Origin of the sequence: Allorhizocola rhizosphaerae, assembly GCF_003426775.1 — a bacterium.
In the GTDB taxonomy this organism is placed as follows: domain Bacteria; phylum Actinomycetota; class Actinomycetes; order Mycobacteriales; family Micromonosporaceae; genus Allorhizocola; species Allorhizocola rhizosphaerae.
Genome location: NZ_QJUG01000203.1, coordinates 1 through 15,249 on the forward strand (window position 1 = coordinate 1; position 15,249 = coordinate 15,249).

The window sequence follows — 15,249 nt, forward strand, 5'->3', positions numbered from 1 at the left end:
GTTGAACGTGGCCGCCACGCTCGGCCGCAGCCGCTGCCCGCCCGTGCTGGAGCCGGCCACGCGCCGCGACAGCGTGGCCGCGCCGCTGGCCTTGGCCAGCCGGATCAGCCCGATGTTGCTGGCCCCGTCGGCGTCGGCGTCCTCCTCCCACACCACGACCGCGTCACCGGAGGCCGACACGGCCACGTCGGGCCTGTGGTGGGCGCCGGTGGTCTGCGAGACGGTCACCTCCCAGGCCCGGGTCGTGGGCCCGGTGAACCCGGCCGCCTTGATCAGCGCCGGGTTGCTGCCCTGGATGTCCTCCCACGCCACGGTGAACGCGACCGCCCCGCCTGTCGGGGCCCCGTCCGGGTCGACCGCCACCGACGGGTTGATCTGCTGCCCGGTGGCGCTGGAGTTGGCCGTGCCCGACGCGGTGACCGTGCCGGAGGTGTTCACCACGCGGTAGGGCACGTTGTAGAAGCCGTTGCCGTCCGGGTCGTCGGACCACACCACGACCGCGTTGCCCGCGTCGTCGAGGCCCACGTCGGGGTTGAGGTGCCGCCAGTCGGCCACGCCCGACGAGCCGCCGCCGGACAGCCTGACCTCGTACAGCGGGTTGCCGTCCTTGAACAGCCGCAGGTAGATCTCGCTGTGCGCGTTGTCCTCCGGGGCGGTGGTGTCGCGGTCGTCCTCCCACACCACCGCGACGTGCCCGCTGCGGTTGACCGCGATCGCGGCCACGTCCTGGTCGCCGTCGGCGACGCTGTTGGCCGTCACCCAGGTCGGGTTGGCGATCACCGGGGCGGCCGCGGACACTCCGAACGCGACGGTCGTCGCGAGCCCGAGGCTGATGAGAGCTTTCACCGGTACCCCCTAAATGGCTTGAAGGCCCGGAAGGCCGTCGGCGATGGCAAAGGACTTGACGGTGCTGGCGGCGGCGCCGTGCTCGCTGACCGAGCCGAGACGGCGGAAGTCGGCGCGCATCTGCGTCTGCGTGACCGTGGTGAGCACGTATCCGCGCCGCTGCGAGTAGAACCGCAGGTGGGGGTTGTTGCTCACGTCCGGGATCGTCTGGTCGTCGGAGCCGTTGCCGCCCGAGGAGATCGACGTGGTGACCAGCTCGGCGCCGATCGTGGCCGAGTTCGGGTTGGCGTAGTCGGCCTTCAGGTCGTTGGCCCACGCCCGGTGCACGTCGCCGGTGAGCACCACCGGGTTGCGGGTGCCGCGGGCCACCCACCCGGTTTGGATGCGCGCCCGCGACGCCCGGTAGCCGTCCCAGGAGTCCATGCTCGCCTGGCCCGAGGAGTTGAACCGGCGGGCGAAGAACACCTGCTGCCCGATGATGTCCCACGTGCCGTAGTGCTGGGCCAGGCCGTCGAGCAGCCACGTCTCCTGCGCGTTGCCGGGCAGCGAGCGGGAGGCCAGGTCGGCGTCCGAGCACGCCTGCCAGCCGTCGCCGCACGCCTGGTCGTGGCGGTACTGGCGGGTGTCGAGCATGTGGAACGTGGCCAGGCGTCCCCAGTGGACTCTGCGGTACAACGGGATGGACGTCCCGGACGGCGCCTGCGCCGGGCGCAGCGGCATGTTCTCGTAGTAGGCCTTGTAGGCGGCCGTGCGCCGGGCCGTCCACTGCGCGGCGGTCAGCGCCGGGGTGTTGTTCTCCCGGGTGTTGCCCGCGTGGTTGTTCTCCACCTCGTGGTCGTCGTTGACCACGAGCCACGGGGCGATCGCGTGCGCGGCCTGCAGGTCCGGGTCGGCGTGATACTGCGCGTAGCGGCGGCGGTAGTCGGCCAGCGACACGATCTCGGCCGTGCCGGCGTGGGTGCGGGTGCGGCCGGACACCGCCCCGTACTCGTAGATGTAGTCGCCCAGATGCAGGATCAGATCCGGCTCGTCCTCGGCCATGCGCCGGTACGCGGTGAAGTAGCCCTCCTCGTAGTGCGAGCACGACGCGAACGCCATCTTGAAGTCCCGGCCGAACGTGCCCGTCGCGGGTGTGGTGCGGGTCCGCCCGACCGGCGAGATGTGGCCCTGGGCGCGGAAGCGGTAGAAGTATTCCGCGTCCGGGGACAGGCCGCCGGCGACCACATGCACCGAGTGCGCGTCGGCGCTGCGTGCGGTCACCGAGCCCGACGCCACCAGCGAGCCGAACCGCTCGTCGGCCGACACCTGCCAGTCCACGACCACGTCGCCTGCGGGCATGCCGCCCAGCCCGTCGGCGTTCAGCGGGGAGGGGGCAAGGCGCGTCCACAGCACCACACTGTCGGCGGCCGGTTCCCCCGAGGCCACCCCGAGTTTGAACGGGTATGGGATAACGGCTTGGATTCCCGGGGCGCCGGCCCGCGCCTCTATCGGGATCACTGCGGCAGCCGCGAGTCCACCGAGGACGAACGTCCTCCGGCTGAGTCTGCTCATCGCCACTCACCTTCTAATCGACGAATGGCGATTATTCTGCCGGAGCTTGTTTTTATGTGGTACCCATCGACCGTAAATCTTTTTCGAACGAGCCGGGTCCGCTTTTCGCGCCGAACATGAACTCACGTCCATGCCCGCCGGGGTGCCGCGACGCCAACTTCATGATCGACGCGGCGGTGGCACAATCGGCCGATGCAGCTCCAGCCGCTCACCGTCGCCGCCGTCCAGGCCACCCCCACCCCCGGCGACATCACCGGCAACACCGCCACCGCCGCCCGCCTCGCCCGGCAGGCCGCCGACACCGGCGCCCGGCTGGCCGTGCTGCCCGAACTGTTCCTGTCGGCCTACCACCCGCCCGCACTGCGCGCCGACCCCGGCTGCTTCCTCACCCCCGACGACCCGCGTCTCGATCCACTGCGGACAGTGGGCATCACCATTGTCGTCGGCGCACCCGTGCGCCACCCCGACGGCAGGCACACCTGCTCGGCCCTGCTCATCGACCCCACCGGCACGGCCACCGTCGCCTACGACAAGCAAAACCTATGGGGCCCCGACGAAAACGAACTGTTCACCCCTGGCGACGCCGGCGCCACCGTCACCCTCGACGCATGGCGCCTGGGCCTGGGCATCTGCTACGACGGCTGCTTCCCCGAACACGGCCGCGCCGCCGCCCGCGACGGCGCCCACGCCTACCTGGCCCCCAGCGGATACCTGGCCGGATCCCAGCACCGCCGCGACCTGTACTACCGGGCCCGCGCCCTGGACAACACGATGTACGTCGTGTTCGCCAACAACGTCGGCGGCGAACCACCCTGGAGCTTCAACGGCGGCGCCGCCATCCACGACCCGCAAGGCCGCACCCTCGCCCAAGCACCAGACCACGGCGAAGCCGTCGTCACCGCCACCTTCGACCCCGAGGTGCTGGAGCAGACCCGCGCCGCCCACACCATGCTCACCGACAGCGGGCGCGACCCGGGCACCGCCCGCCGGCAGTGGCAGGCCTGACCGCCGTGCGGGAAATACCGCCTTGAGGAGGTGGAGCGCGGTAGCCGCGACACTGTCGTGCCGTCGGATCGCTGACGACCGGCGTCCCGGAAAATTCTTCGAAGAAATCCGGGCGGCGGTGTCGGATCCGGGCGGCGGTGTTCGTAGCAGGGGTGAGGCCGCCCGCAAGGGGCGGCGCCAAGGCAAAGGAACCGCGATCATGAAGCTGACGACCATGGCTCAGGTCACCATCGATGGAGTGATGCAGGGAAACGGCGGCCATCGGTGAACTGTTCCCGGAGACCGGTCCGGATCTTGCGCTCGACCCGGTCGAGTCGCGGGTCGACTCGAAGGGCGTGGCGATCCAGGTCTACCGGCCGGCCGGGCGCCCACGGTATGCAACGGCCTGAAGTCCCCGCCCACCGAACCACGCTGTCTTGGCGTGAGAGGAGATGATCTTAAGATGCGGTATCTGGTTTCCGTGATCGATGACAAGAGCAATCCCGGCAGCACGGACAGGCGGCCTGCCATCAGCGCATTCAACGAACGACTGATCGCCGAGGGCTATTGGGTTTTCGCGGGCGGGCTCGCGGACACCGACATGGCCACGGTCATCGACAACCGGGGCGAGCAGGCGGTGTTCAGCGACGGGCCTTTCGTGGAGTCGAAGGAGTACCTCGCCGGCGTCTGGGTGTGGGAGGTCCCCGATCTGGATGTGGCGCTCAAGCTCGCCGCCGAGGCGTCGAAGGTCTGCGATCGGAAGATCGAGGTGCGGCCGTTCCAATGAGTGACGCGGTCCAGGAGGCGGTCACCCGTGCCCACCACGAGGAGTGGGCGCGGGTGGTGGCCGCCCTGACCAGGCGTTTCGGTGACCTCGACATCGCGGAGGAGGCGGCGGCCGAGGCGTTCGCGACCGCCGTCGAGCGGTGGCCGGCCGACGGCGTCCCCCCCAATCCCGGCGCCTGGCTGACCACCACCGCCAATCGCAAGGCCATCGACCGGATCCGCCGCGAGAACAAGCGCGACGACAAGCACAGGGAGGCTCAGATGGTGTACGGCGATGACCCGCCCGAGCCTGTCGGCGCCATCGACGACGACCGGCTCCGGCTGATCTTCACCTGCTGTCACCCGGCACTGGCGATGCAGACCCGTGTGGCGCTGACGCTGCGCATGGTCGGCGGGCTGACCGTGCCCGAGATCGCCCACGCCTTCCTGGTGTCCGAGACCGCCATGGAGCAGCGGATCACCCGCGCCAAGGCCAAAATCAAAGCGGCGCGCATCCCCTATCGCGTGCCGTCCGCCGAGGACCTGCCGGCTCGCGTCTGCGGCGTCCTGGCCGTCCTGTTCCTGGTCTTCAACGAGGGCTACCTGGCCACCGTCGCCGACACCGATCCCATACGACACGACCTGACCGCCGAGGCGATCCGGCTCACCCGCCTGATCCGTGCCCTCCTGCCAGACGACGGTGAGGTGACCGGGCTGCTCGCCCTGATGCTGCTCATCGAGGCCCGCCGCCCCGCCCGGATCTCGGCCGGCGGCGAACTGGTCGCGCTCGACGAGCAGGACCGTGGGGCCTGGGACGCGACGCTGATCGCCGAGGGTCATCGGCTGGTGCGCGAGCGCCTGGCCGCTGCCGCCGCCGGGGTGGCTCCGGGTCGCTATCAGATCCTCGCCGCGATCAACGCGTTGCACACCTCCGCCCGCGACATCCGCGACACCGACTGGTCGCAGATCCTCGCCCTCTACGACCAGCTCGTCCGCCTCGACCCCTCGCCGATCATCGCCCTCAACCGGGCCATCGCGGTCGCCGAGCTCGACGGTCCGCAGGTGGCACTGGCCGCCGTCGACCGCCTCGGGGACAAGCTGGCCGGCTATCACGCCTACCACGCCACCCGCGCCGACCTGCTGCGCCGACTGGGCCGGAGTCAGCAGTCACGCGCGGCCTACGACCGGGCCATCGAGCTGGCCGGCAACACCGGCGAGGCCGCCTACCTGACCCGCCGCCGCGACCAGCTGCAGTAGCGCCCGCGCTTGAAGAGCGCACTTGACACGGCGATGAAAGGCGACGCGGAACGCAGCGGTAGGCTGGGCATGGCCGTGACTGGCGCACGCGAGGTGGAGCACCACCGGGGAGCGGCCGCCGCATACAAGCCGCGCGCCTGGGCAGCAACCATCCACTGTGGAGGATTGGAGCAGCCCATGACGCAGGCCCAACTCATGTCCGGCACCGACATCGCCCGCGGCATCGTCGAAACCGCCGCCGCGCGAGCCGCCGCCTTCGCCCAAGCACACGGCCGCAAACCGTGCCTGGCGACCGTCATCGTCGGCGACGACCCGGCCTCGGTCACCTACGTGCGCATGAAACGCAACCGCAGCGCCCAGGCCGGCATCGACTCACGCCACGTCGCGCTGCCCGCCGAAACCACCACCGGGCAACTCGTCGCCGCCATCGGCGAACTGTCCACCGATCCGGGCGTCGACGGCATCCTGCTGCAACACCCCGTCCCCGCACACATCGACGAACGCGCCGCCTTCGAGGCCATCGACCCGGCCAAGGACGTCGACGGCGTCACCATGCACTCGTTTGCCGCCATGGCATTCGGCGAACCCGGATTCCACTGCGCCACCCCCGGCGGCATCATGCGCCTGCTCGACGCCTACGGCGTCAAACCCGCCGGCCGGCACGCCGTCGTCATCGGCCGCAGCCCCATCCTCGGCAAGCCCGTGGGCATGCTCCTGCTCGCCCGCGACGCCACCGTCACCTACTGCCACTCCAAAACCGTTGACCTGCCTGCCATTGTGGGTACGGCCGACATCCTCGTCGCCGCCGTCGGCCGCCCCGAATTCGTGCGCGGCGAACACCTCAAAGACGGGGCCGTGGTCGTCGACGCCGGCTACAACCCGGGCAACGTCGGCGACGTCCACTTCACGTCCGCCGCGCAGAAGGCGAGTCTCATCACCCCCGTGCCCGGCGGCGTCGGCCCCATGACCATCGCCGTGCTGCTGGAACAGACCGTCACCGCCGCCCTCACACGTACTGCGCCGCGAACTCCACCGACGGCTCGATCGGCGTGATCACGTCGATCAGCACACCGGCCGGGTCCGCCACGATGAAATGCCGCTGCCCGAAATCCTCGCTGCGCAAGTCGAGCTGCGGCGGGAGCCCCTCCCGCACGACCAGCCGCTCATATTCGGCGTCGACGTCGTCGACCTCGAAATTGAGCAGCAGCCCACGCACCGGTCGCCGGTAGGCGGCCGGCACCGTGGGGTGGTCCTCCTTCAGCAGGGCCAGCTCGTAGTCCCCGCGCCGCAGACTCACATACCACCCGGCGTCGAAGGTCACCTCGAACCCGAACAGCCGCGTGTAGAACTCGCGCGCCTCGGCCACGCGCGGCGTGCAGATCACCGGGTAGAAGCTGGACAGTTTCATGCGCCCTCCCATTCACATACCAACGGTATGCGAGAGTAGCATGCTGGACGTGGCAGCAACCGGTACCAGAAAAGAACAAAAGGAGGCGACCAGGCAGGCCCTCATCACGGTGGGCCGGCGCCTGTTCGCCACCCGCGGATACGCCGCCGTCGGCCTCACCGAAATCGTCACCGCCGCCGGCGTCACCAAAGGCGCCCTCTACCACCATTTCGGCAGCAAGGCCGACCTCTTCCGCGCCGTCCTCGAACAGGTCCAGCAGGAGGTCGGCCAGCGCGTCGCCCAAGCCGCCGACGCCCAACCCGAACCCTGGGCGCAGCTGATCGCCGGATGCCACGCCTTCCTCGCCGCCAGCCGCGACCCCGAACTCCAGCAAATCATGCTCATCGACGGCCCGGCCGTGCTCGGCTGGACCGAATGGCGCGCCATGGACGAGACCAACTCCGCCCGCCACCTCGCCGACGCCCTGAACACCCTCGTCGACGCCGGCACCCTCCCCCGCCAGCCCGTCGCGCCACTGACCCACCTGCTGTCCGGCGCCATGAACGAGGCCGCGCTCTGGCTGGCCACCTCCACCCGCCCGCGCGACCTCACCGACACCCAGGCCGCGCTAACGCGGATGCTTGAAAGCCTGCGGCGGTAGATCCGCGAAACTCCCGGCCACCAACGTCGTCGTCCACGGCCCCGGTGGATGGTCGTCAACCGGCAGCCACAACCGCGGCTGCGCCTGCAGGTCGCCCTCGCCCTCCCACGGGAACGCCCCATCCGCATCCGGCCACACGACCTGCAGGAACTCACGCTCACCGGGCAGCGGGAACAGCCGGGCACACCAACTCGGGTCGATGCGCCGCACCGCCACCCGCGACCCCACCAGCACGTCGTCGATCTCGACCCCCGGCGCGAGCCGCAGCCCCGAGGCCACCAGATCAGCCACGACGTTGACCAGGCCCCACCGATCTGCGGGCAGCCCGAAGATGGCGATCTCAGGATGGCCGTAAGCCTGCCAAAGCCCCCACGAATAGGCCCAACCCGGCTCCCGCACCACACGTATATCGAACACGCGTTGCAGTCTAAATAGGACCTCCGACAAAGCCCGCTTTTTGGGTCGGTGAGTCTGGCGCGAAGCGCCAGGCCTATCAAATGTTGTCCCTACAAGGTCACACCCGCTAGATGATCCTAGGACGCTAGGTAAATTCGACCTATGGTCCGGCTCCGGTGTCCACATGGGTTGAACAGGCAGGATGAAGGTCATTCATTGGCGTTGCTTCTCGTTTCACGCGCTGCTCACCGGGAAGGATCTAAAGGATGAGCCGCAACACCCCGAATGTCTGGCAACTGGCAGAGGACGTCCTGACCGGCAACTGGAAGGGCCTCCACACCGTACCCGCGAAAACGCTGTACCCCCATCAATGGAGCTGGGACGCGGCGTTCATCGCGGTCGGGCTGGCACACGTCGCACCGCAGCGCGCGTGGCAGGATCTGCACAGCCTGTTTGAGGCGCAGTGGCCGGACGGACGGGTACCGCACATCGTCTTCGACCCCAGCGTCTCCGATCGCGACTACTTCCCCGGCCAATCGTTCTGGAAATCGCCACACGGCACGTCCGGCATCGTCCAGCCGCCCGTGCACGCCCTGGCCGCGTTGCTCGTGCACCGGGCCGGGCCGGCGCCCGACCAGCTGAGGAGCCTGTACGAACCGCTTGTTGCGCAACAGACCTACCTGTCGCAGCGGCGCGACGCCGGCGGCGCCGGCCTGGCGAGCATCGTGCACCCGTGGGAGTCCGGACTGGACAACAGCCCCGCGTGGGATCAGGCCCTCGCGGGCGTCGACGCCGACCCCAGCCTGATGACCCGGATCCGCAGGCGCGACGTCGAGGTGTCGGTCGTGTCCCACCGGCCCACGGATCTGGACTACGCGCGCTACATCACGCTCGCCGCCGCCTATCGCGACAACGGCTATGCGGACGGGGGCGTGCAGGGGCCGCACCCGTTTTTCGTGGAGTGCCCGGCCTTCAACGCGCTGACCGCCGCCGCCGAACTGGCGCTGGCCGAGATCGCCGGCGAGATCGGCGCCGACCCGCGGCCGCACCGCGACCGCGCCGCCGCGATCACCGACGCCATACTGCAGCACCTGTACGACCCGGCGACCGGGCTTTTCCACGCACGTGACGTGCGCACCGGACGGCTCAGCCCGGCCAGGTGCATCAGCGGGCTCCTCCCGCTGATGCTGCCCGGCCTGCCCGAGCCGGTGGTCGACTCGCTGGTCGCGGCCGCAACGTCCGCCCACTTTGGACTGTCCGACGGGCTGCCGCTGCCCAGCTATGACCGGCTCGCGGCCGACTTCGACCCGCTGCGCTACTGGCGCGGGCCGATCTGGATCAACATGAACTGGCTCATCTGGCGCGGCCTGCTGCAACATGGGCGAACCGAGCTCGCCGCCGCGCTGCGCCGGTCTATGCTCGACATCGTGGAGCGCTCCGGCTGCTTCGAATACTTCGACCCGGGCACGGGCGAGGGCATCGGCACGGCCGAGTTCAGCTGGACCGCGGCGCTGGCCATCGATCTCATCGCGTCCGGTGACCGGGCGCCGGTACCGGTGTGATGAAAAAGGACCCCCGGGTCGACGCATACATCGATGGCCTGCCCGATTGGCAGCAGGCCATCTGCCACGAGGTCCGCGGGCTGGTGCATGCCGCGGACCCCGAGGTGGAGGAGACCATCAAGTTCCGCGACCGGCCCTATTTCGTGTTGCAGGGCAACGTGTGCGCGCTGCTTGCCGCGAAGAACCACGTCAACGTGTTCCTCTACGACGGCGCGATCGTGCCCGATCCCGAGGGCATCATCACCGCGGGCCACGACAACAAGACGGCACGGCAGATCTCCATCCGCCAGGGCGAGCCCATCAACAAACGCGCGCTCAAGGCCATGTTGCAGCAGATCATCGCGAACAACCGCGCCGGCGGCTGGCGCAAGCTCAAGAAGGCGTGAACCCGAAGGCGTCGAGGGCGGCGTCGAGCATCGCCAACTGCGCGGTCGGCGGATAGACGGCGGGGTCGGCGGAGGCGAGCGCGGCGGCACCCTCGACCATCGCGATCAGCGCCAAAGTCGTTGTCGCCACGCGATCCCGCGGCCAGCCGGGCATGGTCGCGGAGACCAGGCGGTCGATCCGCTCCCGCCACGCCCGGGTATTGGTCCGGTGCAGCGCGGCCAGTTCCGCGTCACCGACCGACGCCGCGAGGAACCCCACCCAGACGATGCTCTCGGTCGTGGTCTCGTCGTCGAGCGCCAGGCCTTGGGCGAGCACGGCCCGCAGCGCGGCAAGCGGGGTTGGCGCGTCGGCTTCGAGGCCTTCGACCCGATCGCGGGTGCGCTGGTGCAGCAGCTCGCGGGCATGCCGGAGCAGGGCCTGCCGGTTGGGAAACCGGTGCATGACCAGACCGGTGGTGCAGCCCGCCGCGGCCGCGACCGCCCGGATGGTGAGCCGCTCAATGCCGTGATGGGCCAGCACCTCCCACACCGCGCGGGAAAGCTGGGCCTGCTGGGCGGGCTTGTCCGCAGTTCGTGACACAAGTTACGGTAACATGCGTTACGGACTTGCGGTGGAGGGAGTGAGCCATGAGATGGACCATCGAGGCACGGCCATGGGACGATCGGGCGGGCGCGGAGCTGCGGCGTCAGCAGGAGCGTGAGATCGACGCCCGCTACGACCTGGTCAACCACGAGCCCGGTCCCCCGCCGACGGCAGCCAACATCGACGTGTTTCTGGTGGCGGTCGAACCCGACACCGGCGAGGCCATCGCCTGCGGTGCGCTGCGCCGGTTGGACGCCACCTCGGCCGAGGTCAAGCGGATGTTTGTGGTGCCCCGGATGCGCGGCAGCGGTGTGGCGACCGGCGTGCTGCGGGCGCTCGAGGCGGCCGCGGCACAGCGGGGATGGCGGACGCTGCGCTTGGAGACCGGCACCGAACAGCCGGAGGCGCAGCGCTTCTATCGCCGTGAGGGGTACCGGGAGATTCCGCTCTTCGGCAGTTATGTCGGCTCGACCCTGTCGGTTTGCTTTGAGCGCGAACTCGACACCTAGCGCTTGCTTGGTCGGCGGTTTAGCCTGTGTCGATGCGGATCGGCATGATGATCGGGTATGCGGGCGGGTTCGACCAGGCGGTCGCGGAGATCGTGGATTACGAGAAGGCCGGGCTCGACATGGCGGTGGTGCCCGAGGCGTACAGCTTCGACGCGGTCAGCCAGCTGGGCTTCATCGCCGCCCGCACCCAGCGGCTGCAGCTGGCCTCCGGCATCATGCAGATCTATACCCGCACCCCGACGCTGACCGCGATGACCGCCGCCGGCCTGGACTATGTCTCCGGCGGCCGGTTCAACCTCGGCCTCGGCGCCAGCGGTCCCCAGGTGATTGAGGGATTTCATGGGGTACCGTATGACGCCCCGCTGGGCCGGACGCGTGAGATCGTCGAGATCTGCCGCAAGGTGTGGCGGCGCGAAGTCGTCGTGCATCACGGCAAGCATTACCGGCTGCCGCTGGACACCCCGCTCGCCAAGCCGCTGAAGCTGATCAACACCCCGGTGCGGGAGCGGATCCCCGTCATCCTGGCCGCCGTCGGCCCGAAAAACGTCGAACTCGCCGCCGAGATCGCCGAAGGCTGGCAGCCACTGTTCTTCTACCCCGAGAAGTCCGGCGACGTGTGGAAGTCCAGTTTGGACGCCGGCCTGGCCAAGCGGCAGCCCGGCCTGGGCCCGCTGGACATCATGGTGAACGCGCCGCTGGCCGTGTCCGACGACGACCCGCTGCTGGACGGATATCGTGCGCAGCTCGCGCTGTACATCGGCGGCATGGGCGCGCGGGAGAAGAACTTCTCCAACGATGTCGCGCGCCGCTACGGGTTCGAGAAGGAGGCGGCGCTCATCCAGGAGCTGTATCTGAGCGGGCGCAAGGCCGAGGCGATCGCCGCCGTGCCGGAGGACCTCGTGCGCCACACGTCGTTGGTCGGGCCGAAGTCCTACATCGCGGACCGGATCGCCGCATATCGCGCGGCCGGAGTCACCACCCTGCAGGTGACCATGCTCGCGCCCACGCACGCGGAAAGGGTGCGCGCGATCGAGACCCTGCGTGCCATAGTGTCGTAGTGATCGAGGTCCCAGCCGAGCTGATCGCCTATCAGGTCAAGTTTCGCGGCGACGAAGGGCGCGTCTGGACCGCGGCTCTGCCGGCGCTCGCCGAAAACTGGCTCCAGCAGTGGGAGTTGCGCGTCGCCGGGTCCGTGCGGCACGGCATGGTCGCGCTCGTGCTGCCGGTCGTGACGCGCGAAGGCGTTCCGGCCGCGCTCAAGCTGCAGCAGGTCGACGAGGAGCACTACGGCGAGGGTCTTGCTCTGCGCGCCTGGGACGGAGATGGATCCGTGCGTGTCCATAGGGAAGCTCCCGAAGCCCTGCTACTGGAACGGCTCGACGCCGACAGTCCGCTGTCGACGGTGCCGTCCACGATGCAGGCCGTGCAGATCATCGCCGAACTGCTGGCACGACTGCATGCGCACGACGCGCCGCCCGGCATCCAGAAGCTCGGCGATGTCGTGCGCGGGATGCTCTCCTCCGTGCCGGAGGCCATGCACACCATGCCCTCGGTGGCCGCGCAGCTGCGCGAGTGGGCGGCCATCGTGCGCGAGGTCGCCACCGAGCCCGGCGACCGGCTGCTGCACTGGGATCTGCACTTCGACAACGTGCTGGCGGGCGAGCGGGAGCCGTGGCTGGCCATCGACCCCAAGCCGCTGTGCGGCGATCCCGGGTTCGATCTGCTGCCCGCCATTTTGAACCGTTGGGACGCAAGCGAAATCCTGCCCCGCTTCGACCTGATGACCGACGTGCTCGGCCTGGAGAGGGACCGCGCCGCCGCGTGGTCCCTCGCACGCGTGCTGCAGAACGCGTTGTGGGACATCAAGGACGGTGAGCCCCGGCTCGACCCCGACCAGATCGGGATCGCCGACGTGCTCACCGGCCGTTATCTCCAGCGCTCACGCTAGCGGCGCCGCGCATAGTCGTCGATCTCACCGAAGTCGAGGAACACGAAGTCCTCCTGCCCGACCACCTCGGCGTCGTGCCCCGGCGGGATGGCGACGGCCTCGCCGGCCGTGACCTCGAATTCCGAGCCGTCCTGCATCGTGAGCCGCATCCGGCCCTGCAGGCAGTAGCCCAGATGCGAGAACTCGCACAGCTCGGTCTGGGCGATCGGCTTGACATTGGTCGACCAGCGCCAGCCCGGCTCGAAGTGGCCCCTGGCGACGGCCTTGCCGCCCACATTGACGATGTCGGCGTAGCCCTTGCCCTCGAACTGGCGCGTCTCATCGGGCTTGTCCAGGCTCTTCGCCTCTAACGTACGCATAATCAGTCACCCCCCGTGTAACCCTTCCCACGGTATGCACACCCGGCTGACCAGGTCAATCGGTCTGGCGTCCCCAACGGGCTAGTCCCACCTGTCGACGCTCACGCCGATGGTGGTCCACAGCGGCGGCGCCTGCCAGTCGATGGGTGTCGTGCCCGTGCCCACCACATGCCCGGCCGGGTCGGTCGCGCGCAGCGTGCCCTTGCTCCCCCTCGGCAGGACGCCGACGCCCTCGCTCAGCGGGGCCGACCCGACGAGGGTGCCCGCCGCGTCGACCAGGTCCACTTTGGACGCCGTGGCCGGCGCGACGACGATGACGCCAGCCGATGACGGCGCGGCGACGATCGTGCCCGGCGCGGTGAGGTCGGCGTCGGCAGGCAGGCCCGCCAGGACGCTGCCGTTGTGCTCCCGGACGCGGATCTCCCAGCGGCCGTCGAGCAGCCGGCACCAGGCGACGTAGACCGGGCCGCGTGAGCCGGGAACGGTACCCCCATAAAGGATTTTAAAAGCATCCCCCAGGGAGCACTCGCTGACCAGATCGTGCGCCGCCTGCCACGGAACGGAACCACGCGCACCTTCGAGGGCTTGGGAAACCTGTGCGTCCGTCGGGGTGAACGTGTCAATTTGGGAGTACGACGTGGAACTGTCCAGTGGGCCTTGATAGCGCACGACACCGGAGCAGGTGACCCGGGCCTGCCAGCCGCTGGGATCGCCCTCGTGCACCATGGTTGCCGGGTCCGCCCCCTGCTGCCAGCTTCCCTGGCCCTTGGCCGTCGCGATCGCGCAACCCTGCGGTGCCAGGCCCAGGATGACGATCGTAGGCCACATGGCGTCCCTGGTAATCATCGTGTGCGCGGTGTAGGGCGTCAGCGGAGAGGCGAAGAAGTCCTCGCCAAGCCGATGCGCGGGGGTGCCGCGCGGCGCGGTGAGCCTGACGCCGATCTGGCGATCGGAGTCGTGGTAGGCGGTGAGCACGATCCTGAAATCGCCCACGTCTCCGGCGAACAGCACCTTGAGCCTGCTGCCGAACGGGACGTCGTGCAGCGCGACGACCTCGGCCAGGAAGGCGGCGTCCGCGGCGAGCGACCCGCGCGTGGGCGCGTCGATCAGCGCACGCACCCACGGTGTCATAGGCCCGTTGTCGTTGGGTGGCCGGAAAATCGGCCCATCGGGGTCGCTCACCCCCGATTGGATCCGGCCGATGACGGGCCACGCGGCCACCACGACAAGCACACCGGCCAGCACCTTCACCGACGTGAGCGCGCGGCGCCCCCGCCGGTGCCTGCGCATCACCACGTCGTAGCCGTCGGCCGAGGGCCGCACCGGGGCGGTCAGCTCCCGGAATGCCTGGCGCAACTCGTGTTCGCTCATGCCAATCCCTCCGCTAATTCTCCGGCCTCAGATCTGGGTGCGAGATGCTCGCGCAGCCGCTCCAACCCCCGGCTGGCCTGGGCCTTCACCGAACCGACCGAGCACCCCAGGATGGCCGCGGTCTCCTTCTCCGACAGGTCCTCCCAGTAGCGCAGCACCAGGACGGCGCGCATCTTCTGTGGCAGCCGGCCAAGCGCCGCAAGCAGTTCGGCCCGTTGCGCGACCACCGCCGTGGAGTCGGGCGCGGCCCGGTCCGGCAGCACGCCGTGCAGCAGTTCGCGGGAGGTGAGCCGTCGCCACAGGGTGTTGCGCTGATTGACCATCGCCCGGCGCATGTAGGCCATCGGGTCGTTGATGGACTCGCGCCGCCGGTACGCACGCAGCAGCGCCGTCTGCACGAGATCTTCGGCCGCGTGCGTAGAACCGGTGAGAAGAAACGCGGTCCGCAGCAGGTCGCCGTAGCGCAGATGGGCGAACTCGCGGAAGCCGTCTTCGGTCATACCCACTTGACCCGGCGCGTGGGTCAAAGGTTGTGTGCGGCGGCCGACCGGTTGCCACCCGTAGCGAGCAGCTTGGCCACCGGCAGGGTGGCCGCGCCGAGCGCGACCGCGTCCGGGCCGAGCCGGCACAGCTCGATGGACACCTGCTCGAACGGGCGGCGCAGCGCGTGCTCGCGCGCGGCGG

The 15,249-nt window shown here is 69.5% G+C and carries 17 protein-coding genes, 1 pseudogene and 1 riboswitch; of the genes and pseudogenes, 10 read left to right on the forward strand and 8 right to left on the reverse strand.

Features of this window, described 5'->3' with window-relative positions; all coding sequences use genetic code 11:
• Both DM816_RS32160 and DM816_RS32165 read right to left on the reverse strand, forming a co-directional pair.
• Positions 1–846 (reverse strand): annotated as a pseudogene (locus DM816_RS32160) (hypothetical protein); the annotation flags it as partial.
• Positions 847–855: 9 nt separating this feature from the next.
• A complete protein-coding gene (locus tag DM816_RS32165) occupies positions 856–2,397 on the reverse strand; it encodes an alkaline phosphatase D family protein (RefSeq protein ID WP_117214197.1) in 1,542 nt (513 codons plus the stop codon).
• Between the two features lie 192 nt (positions 2,398–2,589).
• Here DM816_RS32165 and DM816_RS32170 point away from each other — a divergent pair, with 192 nt between their 5' ends.
• From DM816_RS32170 to DM816_RS32190, 4 genes are all read left to right on the forward strand, one after another.
• Positions 2,590–3,402 (forward strand): carbon-nitrogen hydrolase family protein, encoded by an 813-nt coding sequence (locus DM816_RS32170; protein WP_117214199.1) that lies wholly within the window; start codon positions 2,590–2,592, stop codon positions 3,400–3,402.
• A 442-nt stretch (positions 3,403–3,844) separates the two neighbouring features.
• On the forward strand, positions 3,845–4,168 hold the full coding sequence (locus DM816_RS32180) for a YciI family protein (RefSeq protein WP_117214201.1): 324 nt from the start codon (positions 3,845–3,847) through the stop codon (positions 4,166–4,168).
• Entirely contained in the window at positions 4,165–5,403 is a 1,239-nt protein-coding gene (locus tag DM816_RS32185; protein WP_117214203.1) for an RNA polymerase sigma factor, read from the forward strand. Before DM816_RS32180 ends, DM816_RS32185 begins: the two co-directional genes overlap by 4 nt.
• 65 nt (positions 5,404–5,468) lie before the next feature.
• A riboswitch (ZMP/ZTP riboswitch) is annotated at positions 5,469–5,553 on the forward strand.
• Between the two features lie 27 nt (positions 5,554–5,580).
• Positions 5,581–6,456, forward strand: a complete 876-nt coding sequence (locus tag DM816_RS32190) for a bifunctional 5,10-methylenetetrahydrofolate dehydrogenase/5,10-methenyltetrahydrofolate cyclohydrolase (RefSeq protein WP_117214226.1) — start codon at positions 5,581–5,583, stop codon at positions 6,454–6,456.
• Here DM816_RS32190 and DM816_RS32195 read toward each other — a convergent pair.
• Positions 6,410–6,811, reverse strand: coding sequence for a VOC family protein (locus DM816_RS32195; protein ID WP_117214205.1), 402 nt, complete (start codon positions 6,809–6,811; stop codon positions 6,410–6,412). The two genes, DM816_RS32190 and DM816_RS32195, sit on opposite strands and share 47 nt — an antisense overlap.
• Before the next feature lie 40 nt (positions 6,812–6,851).
• On the opposite strand from DM816_RS32195, the gene DM816_RS32200 reads away from it, so the two are divergent.
• Positions 6,852–7,451 (forward strand): TetR/AcrR family transcriptional regulator, encoded by a 600-nt coding sequence (locus DM816_RS32200; RefSeq protein ID WP_211588952.1) that lies wholly within the window; start codon positions 6,852–6,854, stop codon positions 7,449–7,451.
• Here the strand turns inward: DM816_RS32200 and DM816_RS32205 are convergent.
• Complete coding sequence (locus DM816_RS32205) at positions 7,419–7,868, reverse strand: DUF4262 domain-containing protein (protein ID WP_162908056.1); 450 nt, start codon at positions 7,866–7,868, stop codon at positions 7,419–7,421. The genes DM816_RS32200 and DM816_RS32205 overlap by 33 nt on opposite strands.
• Before the next feature lie 245 nt (positions 7,869–8,113).
• On the opposite strand from DM816_RS32205, the gene DM816_RS32210 reads away from it, so the two are divergent.
• Positions 8,114–9,409, forward strand: coding sequence for an MGH1-like glycoside hydrolase domain-containing protein (locus DM816_RS32210; RefSeq protein WP_117214210.1), 1,296 nt, complete (start codon positions 8,114–8,116; stop codon positions 9,407–9,409).
• Entirely contained in the window at positions 9,409–9,795 is a 387-nt protein-coding gene (locus tag DM816_RS32215; protein ID WP_117214211.1) for a DUF1801 domain-containing protein, read from the forward strand. Before DM816_RS32210 ends, DM816_RS32215 begins: the two co-directional genes overlap by 1 nt.
• On the opposite strand, the gene DM816_RS32220 is transcribed toward DM816_RS32215, so the two are convergent.
• Positions 9,782–10,375 carry a TetR/AcrR family transcriptional regulator gene (locus DM816_RS32220; RefSeq protein WP_117214213.1) on the reverse strand — a complete coding sequence of 198 codons (594 nt, stop codon included), beginning with the start codon at positions 10,373–10,375 and terminating at the stop codon, positions 9,782–9,784. The two genes, DM816_RS32215 and DM816_RS32220, sit on opposite strands and share 14 nt — an antisense overlap.
• A gap of 47 nt (positions 10,376–10,422) precedes the next feature.
• Here DM816_RS32220 and DM816_RS32225 point away from each other — a divergent pair, with 47 nt between their 5' ends.
• The 3 genes from DM816_RS32225 to DM816_RS32235 are packed head-to-tail and all read left to right on the forward strand — an operon-like array spanning position 10,423 to position 12,835.
• Complete coding sequence (locus DM816_RS32225; RefSeq protein ID WP_117214215.1) at positions 10,423–10,887, forward strand: GNAT family N-acetyltransferase; 465 nt, start codon at positions 10,423–10,425, stop codon at positions 10,885–10,887.
• Between the two features lie 32 nt (positions 10,888–10,919).
• Positions 10,920–11,945 (forward strand): LLM class F420-dependent oxidoreductase, encoded by a 1,026-nt coding sequence (locus tag DM816_RS32230; protein ID WP_117214228.1) that lies wholly within the window; start codon positions 10,920–10,922, stop codon positions 11,943–11,945.
• Positions 11,945–12,835, forward strand: a complete 891-nt coding sequence (locus tag DM816_RS32235; protein WP_117214217.1) for an aminoglycoside phosphotransferase family protein — start codon at positions 11,945–11,947, stop codon at positions 12,833–12,835. Before DM816_RS32230 ends, DM816_RS32235 begins: the two co-directional genes overlap by 1 nt.
• Here the strand turns inward: DM816_RS32235 and DM816_RS32240 are convergent.
• From DM816_RS32240 to DM816_RS32250, 3 genes are all read right to left on the reverse strand, one after another.
• Positions 12,832–13,194, reverse strand: coding sequence for a cupin domain-containing protein (locus DM816_RS32240; protein WP_117214220.1), 363 nt, complete (start codon positions 13,192–13,194; stop codon positions 12,832–12,834). The genes DM816_RS32235 and DM816_RS32240 overlap by 4 nt on opposite strands.
• An 81-nt stretch (positions 13,195–13,275) precedes the next feature.
• Positions 13,276–14,565 (reverse strand): hypothetical protein, encoded by a 1,290-nt coding sequence (locus DM816_RS32245; RefSeq protein ID WP_117214222.1) that lies wholly within the window; start codon positions 14,563–14,565, stop codon positions 13,276–13,278.
• Positions 14,562–15,065: a SigE family RNA polymerase sigma factor gene (locus tag DM816_RS32250; protein ID WP_117214224.1), complete on the reverse strand. Its 504-nt coding sequence runs from the start codon at positions 15,063–15,065 to the stop codon at positions 14,562–14,564. The genes DM816_RS32245 and DM816_RS32250 overlap by 4 nt, the downstream gene beginning before the upstream one ends.
• Between the last annotated feature and the right edge of the window lie 184 nt (positions 15,066–15,249).